Annotated in this window: 16 protein-coding genes; 4 read left to right on the top strand and 12 right to left on the bottom strand. The window is 65.6% G+C overall.

Annotated features, from left to right (window positions below; genetic code table 11):
- The first annotated feature begins 31 nt into the window (after nucleotides 1–31).
- The gene (locus H292_RS0114655; protein ID WP_033189538.1) at nucleotides 32–1,018 is read left to right on the top strand and encodes a LacI family DNA-binding transcriptional regulator; all 987 of its coding nucleotides are present in this window, start codon (nucleotides 32–34) and stop codon (nucleotides 1,016–1,018) included.
- Between the two features lie 35 nt (nucleotides 1,019–1,053).
- On the opposite strand, the gene H292_RS0114650 is transcribed toward H292_RS0114655, so the two are convergent.
- The 6 genes from H292_RS0114650 to H292_RS0114625 form a co-directional block, all read right to left on the bottom strand.
- A complete protein-coding gene (locus H292_RS0114650; protein WP_020111895.1) occupies nucleotides 1,054–2,733 on the bottom strand; it encodes a Na+/H+ antiporter in 1,680 nt (559 codons plus the stop codon).
- Nucleotides 2,734–2,751: 18 nt separating this feature from the next.
- Nucleotides 2,752–3,399 carry a PadR family transcriptional regulator gene (locus H292_RS0114645; RefSeq protein ID WP_020111894.1) on the bottom strand — a complete coding sequence of 216 codons (648 nt, stop codon included), beginning with the start codon at nucleotides 3,397–3,399 and terminating at the stop codon, nucleotides 2,752–2,754.
- A gap of 89 nt (nucleotides 3,400–3,488) precedes the next feature.
- Nucleotides 3,489–4,790 carry a serine hydrolase domain-containing protein gene (locus H292_RS0114640; RefSeq protein WP_020111893.1) on the bottom strand — a complete coding sequence of 434 codons (1,302 nt, stop codon included), beginning with the start codon at nucleotides 4,788–4,790 and terminating at the stop codon, nucleotides 3,489–3,491.
- A 37-nt stretch (nucleotides 4,791–4,827) separates the two neighbouring features.
- A complete protein-coding gene (locus tag H292_RS0114635) occupies nucleotides 4,828–6,486 on the bottom strand; it encodes a serine hydrolase (protein ID WP_020111892.1) in 1,659 nt (552 codons plus the stop codon).
- Between the two features lie 263 nt (nucleotides 6,487–6,749).
- Nucleotides 6,750–7,571 carry an alpha/beta fold hydrolase gene (locus H292_RS0114630; RefSeq protein ID WP_020111891.1) on the bottom strand — a complete coding sequence of 274 codons (822 nt, stop codon included), beginning with the start codon at nucleotides 7,569–7,571 and terminating at the stop codon, nucleotides 6,750–6,752.
- A gap of 130 nt (nucleotides 7,572–7,701) precedes the next feature.
- On the bottom strand, nucleotides 7,702–9,291 hold the full coding sequence (locus H292_RS0114625) for a GAF domain-containing sensor histidine kinase (RefSeq protein WP_020111890.1): 1,590 nt from the start codon (nucleotides 9,289–9,291) through the stop codon (nucleotides 7,702–7,704).
- Nucleotides 9,292–9,366: 75 nt separating this feature from the next.
- Here H292_RS0114625 and H292_RS0114620 point away from each other — a divergent pair, with 75 nt between their 5' ends.
- Nucleotides 9,367–9,753, top strand: a complete 387-nt coding sequence (locus H292_RS0114620) for a response regulator transcription factor (RefSeq protein WP_230594269.1) — start codon at nucleotides 9,367–9,369, stop codon at nucleotides 9,751–9,753.
- Here H292_RS0114620 and H292_RS0114615 read toward each other — a convergent pair.
- From H292_RS0114615 to H292_RS0114600, 4 genes are all read right to left on the bottom strand, one after another.
- On the bottom strand, nucleotides 9,728–10,399 hold the full coding sequence (locus H292_RS0114615) for a response regulator (RefSeq protein WP_019663722.1): 672 nt from the start codon (nucleotides 10,397–10,399) through the stop codon (nucleotides 9,728–9,730). The genes H292_RS0114620 and H292_RS0114615 overlap by 26 nt on opposite strands.
- Before the next feature lie 59 nt (nucleotides 10,400–10,458).
- The gene (locus H292_RS0114610; protein ID WP_020111889.1) at nucleotides 10,459–11,178 is read right to left on the bottom strand and encodes a haloacid dehalogenase type II; all 720 of its coding nucleotides are present in this window, start codon (nucleotides 11,176–11,178) and stop codon (nucleotides 10,459–10,461) included.
- A gap of 89 nt (nucleotides 11,179–11,267) precedes the next feature.
- A complete protein-coding gene (locus H292_RS0114605; RefSeq protein WP_020111888.1) occupies nucleotides 11,268–11,483 on the bottom strand; it encodes a hypothetical protein in 216 nt (71 codons plus the stop codon).
- A gap of 55 nt (nucleotides 11,484–11,538) precedes the next feature.
- The gene (locus tag H292_RS0114600; RefSeq protein WP_020111887.1) at nucleotides 11,539–13,026 is read right to left on the bottom strand and encodes an MDR family MFS transporter; all 1,488 of its coding nucleotides are present in this window, start codon (nucleotides 13,024–13,026) and stop codon (nucleotides 11,539–11,541) included.
- A gap of 119 nt (nucleotides 13,027–13,145) precedes the next feature.
- Here H292_RS0114600 and H292_RS0114595 point away from each other — a divergent pair, with 119 nt between their 5' ends.
- Entirely contained in the window at nucleotides 13,146–13,832 is a 687-nt protein-coding gene (locus tag H292_RS0114595) for a TetR/AcrR family transcriptional regulator (protein ID WP_230620975.1), read from the top strand.
- A 10-nt stretch (nucleotides 13,833–13,842) separates the two neighbouring features.
- A complete protein-coding gene (locus H292_RS0114590) occupies nucleotides 13,843–14,421 on the top strand; it encodes a hypothetical protein (protein ID WP_019663717.1) in 579 nt (192 codons plus the stop codon).
- Nucleotides 14,422–14,455: 34 nt separating this feature from the next.
- Here the strand turns inward: H292_RS0114590 and H292_RS0114585 are convergent, their stop codons facing one another.
- Together H292_RS0114585 and H292_RS0114580 are read right to left on the bottom strand one after the other, a co-directional pair.
- Nucleotides 14,456–15,400 carry a phosphoglycerate dehydrogenase gene (locus H292_RS0114585; RefSeq protein ID WP_020111884.1) on the bottom strand — a complete coding sequence of 315 codons (945 nt, stop codon included), beginning with the start codon at nucleotides 15,398–15,400 and terminating at the stop codon, nucleotides 14,456–14,458.
- A 2-nt stretch (nucleotides 15,401–15,402) separates the two neighbouring features.
- Nucleotides 15,403–16,494: a tartrate dehydrogenase gene (locus tag H292_RS0114580; RefSeq protein ID WP_020111883.1), complete on the bottom strand. Its 1,092-nt coding sequence runs from the start codon at nucleotides 16,492–16,494 to the stop codon at nucleotides 15,403–15,405.
- Nucleotides 16,495–16,517: the final 23 nt, after the last annotated feature.

The raw sequence follows: 16,517 nt of genomic DNA, 5'->3' as shown, positions 1-16,517 counted from the left end.
GGCTGGTAAGACTGCAGTCGTGGCGAAGAGCATGAAGCAGGTTGCTGCGGCGGCGGGTGTGTCCGTCGGCACGGTGTCCAACGTGCTCAATGCACCCGACAAGGTTGCGCCCGCGACGGTGAAACGTGTCATGTCCGCGATCGACCGACTCGGATTCGTCCGCAACGACGCTGCCCGGCAGCTGCGTGCCGGCCGGTCTCGATGCGTCGGGCTGGTGGTGCTCGACATCGGCAACCCGTTCTTCACCGAGATCGCACGAGGCGTCGAGTCCAGTGCCACCGACCGAGGGCTCACCGTTCTGCTGGGGTCCACGGACGACGATCCGGAACGTGAGCGTCTCTACCTGGACACGTTCGACGAGCAACGTGTCCACGGCCTGCTGGTGTCTCCGGTCGGGGAGGATCTCGAGCGACTCGAACTCCTCCAGTCCCGAGGCACCCCGGTGGTACTGGTCGACCGCGACGGAACGGGTACGTCGTTCTCGTCCGTCGCGGTGGACGACATCGCCGGAGGCGAACTCGCCGTCCGTCATCTGTGTGAGCAGGGCCGGCGCAGAATCGCCTACGTCGGTGGGCCCACCTCGCTGAGACAGGTCGCGGATCGACTGCGAGGCGCGCGCATGGCCGCGGAGGCGGCGGGCGCCGTCATCGAGGTCGTGCCGACCCGCGAGCCCAGCGTGCTGGCAGGCCGAGCGGCTGCGGCCTCGATCGCCGAGCGCGCCCCGAAAGACCGACCGGATGCCATATTCTGCGCCAACGACCTGCTCGCACTGGGAGTTCTGCAGAGCCTGGTGATGCTGGGCAACTCGGTCGTCCCCGACGACATCGCCGTGATCGGCTACGACGACATCGATTTCGCAGCGTCGGCCGTCGTGTCGCTGTCCTCGATCAGGCAGCCCAGCCGCGACATCGGCAGGGCAGCGGTGGATCTGCTGGAGGAATCGGCCCAGGACCACCGCGCCGAACCACGCCACGTGCAGTTCCAGCCGACCCTCACCATCCGCGATTCGACGAGCTGAGGAAACTGCGCTGAGGAAACTGCACTGAGGAAAACCTAGCCCGGCTGGCCCGTCTCGTCCGGGTGCTGTTTGAAGGAATGCTCCTCGTGGTCGAGTTCGTGCTCGAGGCTCCGCATCCCGGCGTCGGGGAGGCGCCCGGCGTCACGCCAGCGCACCAGTTCCTCGCGCTGGGCGTCGATGAGGCGACGGCGGACCGTTGTCGCGGCCTGCTGCTCGGGGGAGATGACGGGTGCGTCGTCGTCGGTCTCGTCGAGATGATCGAGCCTGCGGTTGTACCGGTCGATGCGCTCCTCGAGCTCGCGGCGCATGAGCGCGCGGCCGTCGTCGTCGATCTCCTCCTCGTCGGCGATGTGATCGAGTTGCTGCAAGGCCGCTTTCGTCACGCCCACGCGCGCTTCGTTGCGCAACCTCGATTCGGCGGCGGGGTCGGCCCGCACGTTCAGCAGTCGCACGAGAGGGGCGAACGTCGTGCCCTGCGCCACCACGGTCACCAGGACGACCACGAAAGCACAGAACAGCAACAGATTTCGGATCTCGAACGGCTCACCCGATTCCGTCGTCAGCGGTAGCGAGAACACGGCGGCGACGGTGATCACTCCGCGAGTTCCCGCCCAGCTCATCACCACAACCTCCCGTCCCGACAGCCGCGAAGACCGAGAGGAAGACCGGTCGGCCATGCGTGCCGCTGCCTCGGTGCCGAGCAGCCACAGGGGACGGACGAGCAGCACGCCGGCGAGCGTGACCGCGACGGCGCCGACGACGGTGGTGAGCGGGTAGGCCGCAAGCCCCTCGATCACCGTCGGCAATTGTTCGCCGATCAGCAGGAACACGAAACCCTCGAGCAGCAGATCGATCAATCTCCACACGGCGCCCGTCTGCAATCTGCTCGCTCCGGACACGGCGTGGCGAGTGTCGTGGCCGATGAAGAGAGCAGCGACGACGACAGCGAGCACTCCCGACGCGTGCACTTCCTCCGCGGCGACGTAGGCGACGAACGGTGTGGCCAGGGATACGACATTGAGCAGAAGCGCATCGCCGAGGAACTTCTGCACGAACCTGATGACGAGCGCGATCGCGCACCCGACGATGACTCCGCCGACCGCGGCCAGCACGAAGAGTCCGCCCGCGTGCGTGAAGGTCATGTCCTGCGCCGCGATCGCCGTGGCCGCGACGGTCAGCATCGTCAGCGCGGTCGCGTCGTTGAGCAGTCCCTCGCCTTCGATCAGCGTGATCAACTTCGGCGGTATGCCGGCTCGCCTGCCGACCGCGAGTGCAGCCACGGGATCGGGCGGTGCGACGGCAGCTCCCAGGGCCATTCCCGCGGCGAGGGTCGCCCCGGGTATCAGCAGCGCCAATCCGACGCCGACGATGGAGGCCGTCACCACGACCAACGCGACGGACAGACTCAGGATCGTCCACACGTTGCGACGGATCGCGACCAGCGACGAGTTCAACGCTGCACTGTAGAGCAGCGGCGGAATCACCAGCGTCAGCACGAGTTCCGGGTCCAATACGATGTCCGGTAGCGACGACGTCGACACCGCAAGACCTGCCACGGTGAGCAACGCTGCGGCAGGGATCGACGACTTCTCGGACACGACCTGCGCCAGGACGATCAGCGCCGTCGCGGCCAACACGAGTCCGAGGATGCTCAGCACGTAGTTGCGCCGCTGGGTGAGTTCACGAGCATGGATTCCACCCCGGCGTGCTCTCAAACCTGCAGGCCGGAGTGTTCAGTCCGGCGGCGTTCGATCCTGCTGCAGAGATTCCTCGAGAATGGCGCGGCTGCGTTCGCGGTGAGTGGTGGCCGGAGACGTCGTGTCCGACCACGTGTCGGTTTCGGTCAGAGCCCACTCCGCCCAGTCGGAGATGTGGGTGAAGTGGCCGATCATGAAGCGGTTGGCCAGCGTCATCAGGTGTTGGCGTTCGGGGAACGTCGAGTTGTCGACGTCGTGCAGACGCTCGGCGTGGGCCAGGAACAGTGCACGGGTCTGCCGGGCTTGATCGCGCATCGTGGTGATGTTGTTGCGCAGGTCGGTGAGCGAGCCCTGTTCGGCGAACAGCACCCGAATCATGCCTTCGAACTCCATGGCCGACGGCCTGGACGCCGTCGCGAGCCATGATGCGAGGGCGTCGCGGCCTGCGTCGGTGATCGAGTAGACGGTGCGGCTGCGGCCGGTGCCCACCGGATCCGTCGATGCCGAGACGAGGCCCCGTTCGAGCAGCTTCTTCGGCGCGTTGTACAGCTGGCGGTCGGCCCGGGGCCACAGTTCGGCGACTCCACGGCCGAACTGCACCGAGATGTCGTAGGCCGTCCAATCCCGCGTGGCGAGCAATCCGAGGATGACGTACGAGGTTGTGTTCAGATCGCCCTGCGCCACCGATGGTCCTTCCTGCCGAAAGACCGATCGCCGATCGGCGCCGACGTCCCGATCCTAACTATCGGCCCGAGCTGTCATGTGCCTGCCTGTCACTCGCCGGCATCGTCACTGTGCTCCTCGACGGCGTTCGAGGCTTCGGCGGACGGCGCCGCGTACACGAACGGGAACAGTTCTCGGGCGATCTTGGCGGCGGGTGCGCTGCCGTCGACCGCCGGGGCGAGGTTGGCCCAGACTACGAACGTGACGTCGTTCTCCGGGTCGTATCCCATGAAGGAGTTGTATCCCGGCATCTCGCCGATGTGCCCGTACAGCGGACCCATCTGTGCGATTCCGTAGCCGTACGCCGCGGTTCCCGTGTCGTCGCTCGGGGTGATGCTGTCCATCCGCAGCTGCTGGGTGTCGGCGTCGAGCAGTTCGCCCACGGCGAGAGCCTTCACCCACGTGGCCATCTCGTTCGCCGTCGAAATTCCTTGTCCGGCCGACCACGTCCACGACGGGTTGTCGTTCGTCGTCGTTCTCGGCGTGACGGAGCCTGCGTCGATGGCGGCGATACGTTCGGGCGACAGCGATTCCTTTCCTTCGCCGAGGGTTTCGAGGTTTCCGCTGTAGGAGTATCCGGCGGTGTACGGCGCGGGAATGGAGGTGTCGGTGTTCGCCGGGAACGAGGTGTCCGTCAACTCGAGCGCGGAGAACAGTCGATCCTGGTAGATCTGCGCGATCGGCTTTCCGTCCAATTGCTCCGCGATCAGCCCGAGCAGCACGGTGTTGGTGTTGGAGTAGTTGTATTCGGTGCCCGGAGCGGACGTCGGCGGGTTCGAGAGCCCGAGTGCAACCAGTTCCTCTGGTTGCCAGACTCTTTCGGGATCCTCGTCGAGCGCTCGGTTGAGCTCGACGGTCTGGGTGTAGCTGTAGAGACCGCTGCGCATGTCGAGGAGTTGTCCGATGGTGATGTTCTCACCGTTGGGGACATCGGGGCGATACTGGCTCACCGGATCGTCGACGGAGATCTTGCCTTCCTGAACCATCTGCAGGATGACGGTGCCCGTCCACGTCTTGGTGTTGGACCCGACGCGCACCTTGGTGTCGAGCGTAGGTGGCGTCGCGGTACCAGCATCCGTGCTGCCCCAGGTGTTCACGTACTCGCCGTTCGGAGTCCGGATCAACACCACCATGCCGATCTCGCGGTATTCCTTCGCCATCTCGTCAACTACCGCGTCCATCGCCGCAGTGTCGAACGGCACGAGGGCCGAGGACGAATCAGCACTCTCGGACACAGCACTCTCGGACACAGCACTCTCGGACACAGCACTGTCGTTGCCCGACGAACATGCCGCGACGAGCAGTCCTGCAGTGAACAGAATGGTCAGTAGTTTGCCTGAAGTGCGGTGCATCGTCTGGGGTCCGTTCGTGTCGTGGGCGTCTACGAAGTCAGGAGCGGGTGAACGTGCCGAGTCCGAGAGGATCGAGATACTCGACGGTGAGTGTGGTCGGCGCTCCGGGGGTGAGGGCGAACTCGGCGCCTGTCGGCCCCGACGCGTTCTCGCCGACGGGTTCGAACCAGTAGGTGTCGCCGTCGTAGTGGGTGAGGGGGTAACTCGACTGCAGTTCCTTGCCGAGTTTCAGCACCAGTTCGTCGCCTTCGGCAGTGACTTCGGCAGCGCCGTAGAACGGGCTTGTGTACGTGCCGACGTAGCTGCTCGGCTCCCGCGCAGGCGTCGTCGACGCGGGCGGATTCTCGTAGTCCGTCTCGGAACGGCCGTGCGCGAGCATCTTCTCGAACTGGCCTGCGATGAACGGCGCCCAGTCGACGGTGAGTTCACCGTTCTTGGCGTAGTCCATGAACTGTGCCGCAATGGTTTCCGAGACCCCGACCGGTGCGGTGTTGGCGAGTACGACGATGCCGAGTTGCTCGCTCGGTAGCATCACGACGTCGGTGCTCGCGCCGAGTCCGAACGCCCCTGCATGACTGACCTCGACGCGGCCCTGACTGTCGGTGCCGACATTGAAGCCGATGCCGTAGAAAGTGTCTCGCGCTCCTGGCGTCTCCGCGGGGTGGGCGAGAGAATGCGCTTGGTGGGTGAACTGCAGGGCTTCGGGCTCGACGACGGTGGTGCCGTCGTACTCCCCGCCCGCGAGTTCCATGCGGATCCACTGGGCCATGTCGTCGACGGAGGACGCTGCACCACCCGCCGGGGCCTGGCCTTCGGGATCGCTGACGTACTTCGCTTCCCACGTTGTCGAACCCGGTTCCGTCGGAACGTGATTGAAGGCACGGTTGGGTGAGTCGACCCATTCTTGCTGGCTCGACGTCGTGTTGGTCATGCCGAGGGGTTCGTAGATCTTCTCCTCGGACAGTTCCGCCCACGTGGTGCCCTGGGATTTGGCTGCTGCCACGCCTGCTGCGGAGAACCCGTAGTTGGTGTAGTCGTAGTTGTCTCGAAACGGTTCCAACGGAACCTGATTCAAGCGAGCGATGATCTCGTCGTAGCTGTAGCCGAGGTCCTCGAGGAGGTCGCCTGCGTGGTCGGGCAGGCCGGAGCGGTGCGACATCAGGTCGGTGAAGCCGGCGTTCTCGGTGACGTACGGATCGGACACCGCGAAACCCGGTTCGAACCGGCGGATCGGCTCGTCCCACTCGAGCTTGCCTTCGCCGACCAGCGAGGCGACCACCGACGACGCAACGGGCTTCGACACCGAGGCAAGCTGGAACATGGTGCTGGTGTCCACCGGGTCCGGTTCGCCGACCTTCCGAACACCGAATCCCTTCGAATACAGCACTTCGTCCTGGTAGACGACCGCGACGGCGATACCGGGAGCGCCCGTTCGTGCCATCATGTCCTCCACGTACCCGTCGAGTTGTCCGACGGCGGCGTCGACGGCTGCCCGGTCGATCGACGCGGGTGGAACCTGCGGAGGAGTGTCGGCGAGTGCGCTCGCGTTCGTCCCCGATCCTGCATTGGAGTCGGCGTTGGAAGCGGAGTCCGTGCCGGCGGTGGAACTACACGCCAGAAGCACGGTCATCCCGAGTGCGAGGACGGTGAGAGCCGACAATCGAGCACGAACGAGGGGAGTGCATGTCCCGACCATCGAGTTGCTCCGTCCGAAGCGTCACGTGTTCTCGCGTGGACGGTTCACCGGCACTGTCCGCCAGTCCACGAGTCCACGAGCACAGATCGTTTTGGCAGGCGCGCCGATCCCGACGATGGACGCTGCGCACTGTGGCGATGACGATACACCCGTGACTGCATGTTGCACTATGTAATTTGCAGTATCGGGCAGATTCCGTGCCGTGCGTGTGGAACCACCACGGTCGGTGACTCCACACGCACGGAAGAGAGGTGCGGCCCGCGCTACTTCGCGATGAAAGCGAGAATGTCCGCGTCCAACGCCTTCTGGTAATCGCCGTGGATGCCGTGCGGTGCCCCGGCGTAGACCTTCAGCGTGCCGTCCTTGACGAGTTCGATGGACTTCAGCGCTGCCGCGGCGATCGGCACGATCTGATCGTCGTCGCCCTGAGCGATGAACACGGGAACGGTCAGAGCCTTCAGGTCCTCGGTGAAGTCGGTCTCGGAGAACGCCTTGACGCAGTCGTACGCCGCGGCGAGGTTCACCAGCATGCCCTGACGCCAGAAGTCGTCCTTCGCTCCCTGCGACACCTGTGCGCCGTCGCGGTTGGCTCCGAAGAACGGCTCGGCGAGGTCCTTGTAGAACTGCGACCGGTCGGTCAGGACGCCGTTGCGGATGCCGTCGAGCGCCTCGATCGGGGTGCCCTCCGGATTGGTGTCGGACTTCAGCATGATGGGAGGTACGGCACCCGCCGTGATGACCCGGGCGATGCGGGTTCCGCCGTGCTGCGCTGCGTAGCGGACGACCTCGCCGCCTCCGGTGGAGTGACCGATGAGAGTGAGCTCCTGCAGATCGAGTGCCTCGACGAGTTCGGCGAGGTCGCGAGCATACGTGTCCATGTCGTTGCCGGTGTAGGTCTTCGAGGAACGTCCGTGGCCGCGGCGATCGTGGGCAATGGCGCGGTATCCGGCGTCGGCGAGCAGCTTGAGTTCGAGCTGCCACGCATCCGAGGACAGCGGCCACCCGTGGCTGAGCAGCACCGGCTTACCGGTGCCCTGCTCGGTGTAGTAGATCTCGGTTCCGTCGGTTGTGGTGATGTACGGCATGGTGAGCTCCTCGAATGGAAATGCTGGGCCCCGAAAGGGTGGTACCCAGAACACTCGTCCACGCGCGCGTCGATGTCGTCGCGGCTGGCGTCCACACCGTGTGCCTGATTTCGGCCGGGCGCGATACCGGCTAGCCGGTAGGCGCCGCGATGGTGACCGTGAGAGACGTGCCCGCACCGGGAGGGCTGTGCAGTGCCAGCCTGCCGCCTGCTGCCGCCACCCTGTCGTGCAGACCGATCAGGCCCGATCCGAGGGTGGGGTCGGCGCCGCCCCGACCGTCGTCGGCGACGGTGAGGGTCAGGTCGCCGTCGGTGACGACCGCAGTCACCTGGACATGTGAGGCGCCGGCGTATTTGGCTGTGTTGGTGAGTGATTCGGCGACGACGTAATACGCTGCCACTTCGATGGAGTCGTCCAGGCGGACCGGAATGTCCGTCGTGAGCGATACCGGTACCGGGCTGCGACGAGCAAGCGTCTTGAGTGCAGGCGCCAGTCCGCCGCGCGAGAGGATGGCGGGGTGTATGCCGCGTGAGAGCTCGCGGAGATCGGAGTGTATCTGCGCGAGTGTGTCGACACTGCGGTCCAGGCTCTGTCTCAGCTCGCGCAGATCCTCGGGAACGACGGCCTGTGCTGTTCTCAATTCCATTCCGAGAGAGACGATTCTCTGTTGCGCGCCGTCGTGCAGGTCTCGTTCGATGCTCCGTCGGGCCTGGTCCGCAGCGGTGACGACACGAGCCCGCGACCGGGTGAGCTCTTCTCGCGTCTCGCTGTTGTAGACGGCGGTGGCGAGGAGGTCCGCGAAGTCGGTCAGTCGGTCTTGCAGATCGGGCTCGACCGAGCTCTCGGTGGAGCCGACGACGATCGCACCCCAGATTCTTCCGTCGACGCTGATCGGTACGCCCAGGCCGAGTGCAATTCCTCGGCCCTGGAGACGGTCGACGATATCGCCTGTTGCGGTGGTGAAGTCGATCGTCGCGGGTCGGCCCGTCGCGGCGACCGCGGTGCACACGTTGTGTCCGCCGAGCGTGAGCCTTTCACCGGGAGTGAGCCGATGTCCTTCGGTGGTGTCACGCCCCGCGAGCACCACGTACGTCCCCGGCGTCGAGCTGTCCAACCCCGAACGAGCCTGCACGGGGTCGAGATGCACGGGTTCGAAATGCACGGGGTCGAAATGCACGGGGTCGAAATGCACGACGGAGACGTGCTCGATGCCGAGACCTCCGGCGAGCTCGGCGGTGACGGCGGCGTAGACCTCGTCCGGCTCGGCCCTGGAGGCGACGAGGGTGGCGACCCGTCGAAGCGACGCTTGTTGTCGCGCCAACGCCGTGGCTCGGCGGTTCTGCCGCGCCGATTCCACTGCACGCAAACGGGACTGCCCGACGAGCGTGTTCGTCAGCAGCGCGAGAGCCAGGAAGACGACGACTGCGGGGACCAGGCTTTCGCTGCTTTCGATGACGTGGATGTACGCGTATGCCGCGGCGCTGGCAATCGAGGTCGCGATCGACAACCGAAATCCCCAACCGGCGGAGACGACCAGCACACCGAACAGGAAGACCGCGCCGAAGGCGTTCTCGGGTGCGATCCGTTTGAGCATCAGAACCACGACGATCTCGACCAGAACGAGCGCCGCGGCGAGGGCGATTCCGCAGGCGACGGGAGGGGAGCTGGGACGCAGCACCAGGGTGACGAGGCGCTCCTTGCGTGCAACGGACGTAGTCATCGGACGTAGCCCGCGGGACGAGTATTCCGGCTAGCGGGCATGTCGGCCGAGGCGGCGTCTGACACCCTGGGTGAAGTGAAGTCCTTCGCCCGCAGCTGCCTCATCGTCGACGACAGCGACGCGTTCTGCCTGTCGGCGCGCCGAATGTTGGAGGCGACAGACGTCACGGTCGTCGGAACTGCGTCGACGCTCGCGCAGGCGGTGGAGATCGTCCTGGGCGCACGCCCGGATCTGGTTCTGGTCGACATCGACCTCGGTGACGAGAGCGGGTTCGACGTGGTGGAAGCAATCGCCGAGGCGGGCGCCGAATCACGGCCGTCGATCATTCTGGTGTCCACGCACGACGAAGACGACTTCGCGGACCTCGTGGAATCGAGCTCGGCCGTCGGGTTCCTGCCGAAGTTCGACCTGTCGGCCGAGTCGATCCGAACGCTGCTCACGACAGTGTGTCGAGATACATGATCACGGCGCGCACGCGTCGGTGGTCGTCCGCGGTCTCGGCCAGATCCAGCTTGGTGAGAATGCTGCGGACGTGCTTCTCGACGGTGCCCTCGGTGATCCACAGGCGACGGCCGATACCGGCGTTGGACAGCCCCTCGGCCATGTGAGTGAGCACGTCACGTTCCCGTGCGGTCAGCGCGCCCAGCGGATCGTCGCGGCGTTTCGCCGCAACCAACTCGTAGACGAGCGCAGGATCGATCACGGACGATCCTGCGGCGACGCGTTCGACGACGCCGACGAAATCGTCGACATCGGTGACGCGACTCTTGAGCAGATACCCGATGCCCTGGGCCGACCCGTTCTTCATGTCGTCGAGCAGTTCCAGCGCATGCTCCACCTCGACGTGAGCGGAGAGCAGAAGCATCGAGACGCCCGGGAATTCGCTGCGAATGCGGAGTGCGGCGTCGAGCCCCTCCGCGGTGTAGGTCGGCGGCATTCTGATGTCGACGATCGCCAACTGCGGACGCTCACGGTCCACCAGTGCGAGCAGTTCCTCGGCGTCGCCTGCCGTGCCGACCACGTCGAGCTCGGCCCGAGTCAGCAGGCTGGACAGCCCCTCCCTCAGCAGTACGTCGTCATCGGCGATCACTACCCGCAGCCCTGCCATCACGCTCCCTCACGCTGGTGTCGAGAGAGCAGTGTGCATCGGCGGTGCGTCCGCCGTCATCAGTCGTTCGACTCTAAAGCTGCGGCGGCGAAGTCCGCCATGGACGGAAACTCGAGACCGTAGCCGACGTCGCCCGTCGGCTCGGGTGTCGCGCCCCACCCCGGTCGTGCGTGTCGACGGTTGATCCACACGGAGTCGAGGCCGTGGCGCGCAGCAGGGACGTGGTCGTGGAACAGGCTCTGCGCGACGTGCAGAAGTCGGGTCCTCGGGATGCCGAGATCCGCGAGCGTGGCGTCGAGAGCGTCGAAGTGCTGGGGTGCCGGCTTGTACGCTCCGACATCCTCCGCGGTGATGATCCGGTCGAATGGAACGCCGAGACGGGCGTTGCTTCCGGCGAATCCGTCGCGGTGAACGTTGGACAGGATGATCAACGAGTATCTCGACGCGAGAGCCGCCAGAGCGTCGTGACTGTCTGCGAACGCGGGCCACTCGGGGACCGAACTGCCCAGGCGCGCCGCCCACGCGTCGGAGACCGGAGCCCCGAGGACCTCACCGGTGCGACGGAACGCGTCGGCGAGGATGTCGGGATACAGCGAACCGGGTGAATCCACCTCGGCCTGCGCCTCGTTCGCGGCATACGCGAGCAACAGTTCCTCGTCGGACATCGTCAGCCCGACATCCCGAGCCCAGGGCGCGAGAACCGCGGCGATTCCAGTTTCCCAATCGATCAGAGTGCCGTAGCAATCGAAACTCAATGCGTCGTACTGGGCAAGATCCACGGACGGTCCTCACTGCTCGGCTCGGCTCGGCTCAACACCGTAACGCCGGATATCGCGGACCGCACGTGGTGCGAGTTCGACGCCGGGCGTCAGTCCGAGGACTTGCCTTCGGTTGCATCCCCGTCGGTTGCATCCCCGTCGGTTGCATCCCCGTCGGCGAGATCCGGAGCGAGCTCGCGGGTGGCCATGCCGCCGTTCTTGCCTTCGTCGACGGGACCAGGATGCCCGCCCTTCGGAGAATCCTCGGAGCGGGCATCGGTGTTGCTGTGGTCAGGGGTGTTGCTGTGGTCAGGGGTGTTGGTCATGCCGACTGGAGTAACCGTTGTCCAGCGGCTTCAACCGCCGGGCACGGTGCGGGCGCTAGGCGGTCCTGACTTCTTCCGGCTGAACGTGCTCGGCCGGCTGGTCGGCTGCAGGCCTGCGGATGAAGAACGAGGCGGCTACCGCGACGAGGGAGACGACGCCGCCGCACAGGAAGGCGGTATGGATACCGTCCTGGCTGGCTGCGGTCTCCGCGACACCGGAGGCAACGCGTGAGGCTGCGGTCGTGGACATGACGGTCACGAACAGTGCCGTACCGGCGGCGCCCGCCAACTGCTGGAGGGTGTTGAAGATCGCGCTACCGTGCGAGTACAGGTGCTTCGGCAGCGATCCCAGCGACGACGTCATCAGCGGTGTCATGATCGTGGCGAGACCGACCGACAGAACACAGTGGATCGCGACGACCATCGGGAGCGAGGACTCGGCGTCGAGCAGGGTCATCGCCCAGAGAGCGGCGCTGACGATCATCGCCCCGGGAATGACGAGGGGCCGCGGGCCGATTCGGTCGAACGCGCGTCCGACGAACGGCGCGAGCAAGCCCATCGTCAGACCGCCGGGCAGAAGCATGAGTCCGGTGGTCAGCGTGTCGAGTCCGAGGATGTTCTGCAGGTACATCGGCAGCAGGATCAAGGCACCGAACAGGGCCATCATGCTGATCATCAGCATGCCGAGTCCGATGGTGAACGTCGGTGTGGAGAACGGCCGCATGTTGAGCAGGGCACGCTCCGAGTCCTGACGGGCGATCTGTCGCATCACGAAGATCGCCAGCGCAACCACTCCGACGGTCAACGGAATCCACACGGGGATCGACGATCCCTCGGCGGAGTGGCCGATGCTGCTCAGCCCGTAGACGAGTCCACCGAATGCCAGCGCGGACAGTACGACCGACAACCCATCGAAGGATGGCCTGCTGGTCGGCGTCACGTTCTTGACCAGTCCGACGCCGATGCCGAAGGCGATCAACGCGATCGGCAGCACGAGCCAGAACATCCAGCGCCAGTCGAGTGCGTCGAGGATGATGCCGGAGATCGTCGGGCCGACGGCAGGAGCCACGGCGATCACGATGGAGATGACGCCCATCATCTTTCCTCGCTCGTGGGCCGGAACGAGGTTGAGGACAGTGTTCATCAGCAACGGCAGCATGAGGGCGGTGCCGCTGGCCTGGACGATGCGGCCCGCGAGCAACAGTTCGAACCCGGGAGCCGACGCCGCCAGCAGGGTGCCGACGGTGAACAACGTCATCGCGGCGACGAACACCTGACGCAACGTGAAGCGCTGGAACAGGTATCCGGTCGTCGGGATGACGACGGCCATGGTGAGCATGAAGCCGGTGGTCAGCCATTGTGCGGTCGTTGCGGTGATGCTCAGGTCCACCATCAACCGCGGCAGCGCGACACTCATGATCGTCTCGTTGAGGATCATGACGAATGCCGCGACCACCAGGACGCCGATGAGCAGCTTCCCGCCCGGCGGCAGCTGTGACGCCTCGTTCTTGCTCGGCGAAGTATCCATCGCGTCTGTCTGCATGTTCAGTGATTCCTCGAAGTGTGGCCGACGTTCTTGTTGACAGTGTGCGGCTAGCTGACAGTGACTGTCAACTTGGAATGGACTGGTATGTTGAGGCCAACAGAAAGGGTGACGCGGAGATGAACAATGCGGGTGGGGCGCCAGCGCAGTCCGATCACGCGCAGTCCGATCATGCGCAGTCCGATCATGCGCCGCCGGTGCTCGATCTGAGGGAACGACGGCGGCGCGAGACCCGGCTGGACATCAACCTGGCTGCGCTCGACTTGTTCGAGCAGCGGGGAGTGGCCGCGACGACCGTCGACGAGATCGCCAAAGCGGCAGGCGTGTCGCCCAGTACGTTCTTTCGTCATTTCAAGACGAAGGAAGAGTCGATCCTGTCGGTGGATCTCGATCTGGACGCCGAGATCGAGCAGTGGCTCGAGCACACCGACGCACGCGACATCGACCTGGCCGGGATGGAAGCGATCTACGAACGCGCCGCTCTTCGGCTCGTCGGAGCCTCGGAGGAAACCACGAGCCGCGTGCTGCGTGCGCGTCGACTCATCAACGGAGACGCGCAGTTGCGAGCCACTGCGATCGCGATGGATGCGACCGCGCTGTGCCGCCTGTCCGACGCGCTGACTAGCGCCCTGAACGGCACGCGATCACGCACGTTCGCACGGCTGATGGTCGAGAGTGCGGGGATGACGCTTCGGATCGCGTTCGACGAGTGGGCCACACGCGTCGATGCAGGCGAGGACGCCGATCTCGCGGAAATCTATCGAACTACGCGCGGTGAACTGCGACAGGTGATCGGGCAGCAATAGTCTTCTCCACATGATTGCCACACTGCGGAGCCGCATCGTTCGGACGGCTGCGTACCGGCGCCTGTCCACTCGGGCGAGCGGACCGCTGACCCCCACCCGCGCTGCCGCCAGGCTGTCGGCGTACGTCTACGGAAACATCCTCGTGCTGACCGCGGTGGTCGCGGCGTCGCCCGCGAGCATCGACGACGGCGACGCGTTCCTCCTCGTGCTGGCCACCGCATCGACGACGTTCGTTGCCCACGTGTTCGCCGAGATCGTCGCGCGCAGCAACATTCCCGAGTCGGTGCACGGATCGACCGACACCCAGAAGAAGCAGACGGTGATCGACGAGATCCGAGACGCCGTCCCCATCGCATCGTCCGGCACCGTTCCGGCGGCGATCCTCGCCCTCGCCTGGCTGTGGATCCTGCCGACGTTCTGGGCGCAGCTCATCGCCGGTGGGGTCGTGGTGTTCCGCATCGCGACACTGCAGATCGTCGCTCAGCGACTACGCGGCGAACCCCTCACGTTCAAGGTGTTCGTCGCCGGCCTGGTGACCGCGGCTCTGGCCGCCGTCATCGTGTTGCTGAAGGTCTACACCTCGCACTGAACTGTCAGGGCCGGCAGTCTCAGGCCAGGCAGAGTCAGGTCAGGTTCACCCGACCGAGCGGCTCGCCCCCGTCCAGGACTCGCAGAGTGTCTTCCGCTGCCGAGCGACTCGCGCTCGCGCGTGCCTGCGCGGTCTGGCCGGCGAGGTGAGAAGTGACCACGACGCTCGGAAGCTCGCGCAGCGCACTGGCGGTCGGCAACGGCTCGACGTCCACCACGTCGAGCCCGGCCCCTGCGATACCGCCCGAGCGCACCGCGTCCGCCACGGCGTCCTCGTCGACCAGGGAACCTCGGGCCGTATTGATCAGCGAAGCAGTGCTTTTCATGATCGACAGTTCGCGAACGCCGATCATGTGCGTGTTTCGGGCCGTCGGCCGCACGTGCAGCGACACGAAATCGGACTCGGCCAGCACCTCGTCGAGACCGCAGTACTGCACCGGCCTCGCGGGGTCGGGATACGACGTGTGGACCAGCACTCGCATTCCGAAACACGCGGCAAGCTCGGCCAGACGTGACCCGCTCGGCCCGAATCCGATGATCCCCAGCGTCGACCCGCGTAGTTCGACGGTGTCGTGCCGCGGCCAACCTCCGCTCGCCACTCCGGCTAGCGTCTCGCCGACGCGTCGGGCGCACATCGAGACCAGCATGAACGCCATCTCGGCGACGGCGTTGCTGTTGGCCCCCGGTGTGTTGCACACGACGACCCCACGCCGCGAGGCCGCGTCCACGTCGATGGTGTCGTAACCCACCCCGCTGCGCGCAATGACGGTGAGATCGTGTGCTGCATCGATCATCTCGGACGTGATCGGTTCTCCCGCCACGAGGGCGGCGTCGGCGACGGAGAGCAGCGAGGCCATCTCACCCGGAGGGCGCACACCGCGTGCCGGGCTGTGGACGGTGGTGTGCCCACGGCCGCGAAGAAGCCGGTCGACGTCGTCACCCGGTTCGAGATAGTCGGTGGTGATCAGAATCCGTGCCATGCTCAGTGGCCGCTGACGTCCGACGCGAGCAGAGCATCCTTCACCGCGGCGCCGAGGCCGGCGGTGGTACCCGTGCCACCCAGATCCGGTGTGGCGTAGGAGCCGTCGGCCAGAACGGACTCGACGGCACGCAGAACCGCGGCGCCTGCCTCGGGCTCGCCGAGGTGCTCGAGCATCAGCGACGCGCTCCAGATCTGCCCGATCGGATTGGCGACGCCCTGCCCGGCGATATCGGGTGCGGAACCGTGCACCGGCTCGAACAGGCTCGGGAACTTCCTCTCCGGGTTGATGTTCGCGCTGGGCGCGATCCCGATCGTCCCGGTGCATGCCGGGCCGAGATCGGACAGGATGTCGCCGAACAGGTTGCTGGCGACGACCACGTCGAACCAATCCGGATGCATCACGAAGTTCGCGGTCAGAATGTCGATGTGGTACTTGTCCACTCGGACGTCGTCGTACCCGGCGGCCATCTTCTCGACGCGTTCGTCCCAGTACGGCATGGTGATGGAAATGCCGTTGCTCTTCGTGGCCGAGGTCAGGTGGCGCGCAGGCCGCTGCTGGGCGAGATCGAAGGCGTACTTCAGGATTCGATCGACTCCCGTCCGGGTCATCACGGTTTCCTGGATGACGGTCTCCCGGTCCGTGCCCTCGAACATCGTGCCGCCGATGCTCGAGTACTCACCCTCGGTGTTCTCGCGAACGACATAGAAGTCGATCTCGCCCGGCTCGCGTCCGGCCAGAGGGCTTGTCACGCCCGGCATCGACTTGACCGGCCGGAGGTTGACGTACTGATCGAACGTGCGACGAAACTGCAGGAGGCTGCCCCACAACGACACGTGATCCGGCACCACATCCGGCCACCCGACCGCGCCGAAGAAGATGGCGTCGAAGCGATTCAGTTGATCGAACCAGCCGTCGGGCAGCATCTTTCCGTGGGCGGTGTAGTACTCCGCACTCGCGTAGTCGAACTCCTCGATGTCGAGCGTGAAGTCGAACGTCGACGCGGCCGCCTGCAGAACCGCGAGACCCTCGGGAACCACTTCCTTGCCGATTCCGTCTCCGGCGATGACAGCGATTCTGTGCGTGGAACCCATCGAGCGGTCCTCCTGGTGTTGGT

Source organism: Rhodococcus sp. 114MFTsu3.1 (assembly GCF_000383555.1).
In the GTDB taxonomy this organism is placed as follows: Bacteria; Actinomycetota; Actinomycetes; order Mycobacteriales; family Mycobacteriaceae; genus Rhodococcoides; species Rhodococcoides fascians_E.
Note: the sequence above shows the minus strand (reverse complement) of the source record. Positions and strands in the feature narration are given on the sequence as shown.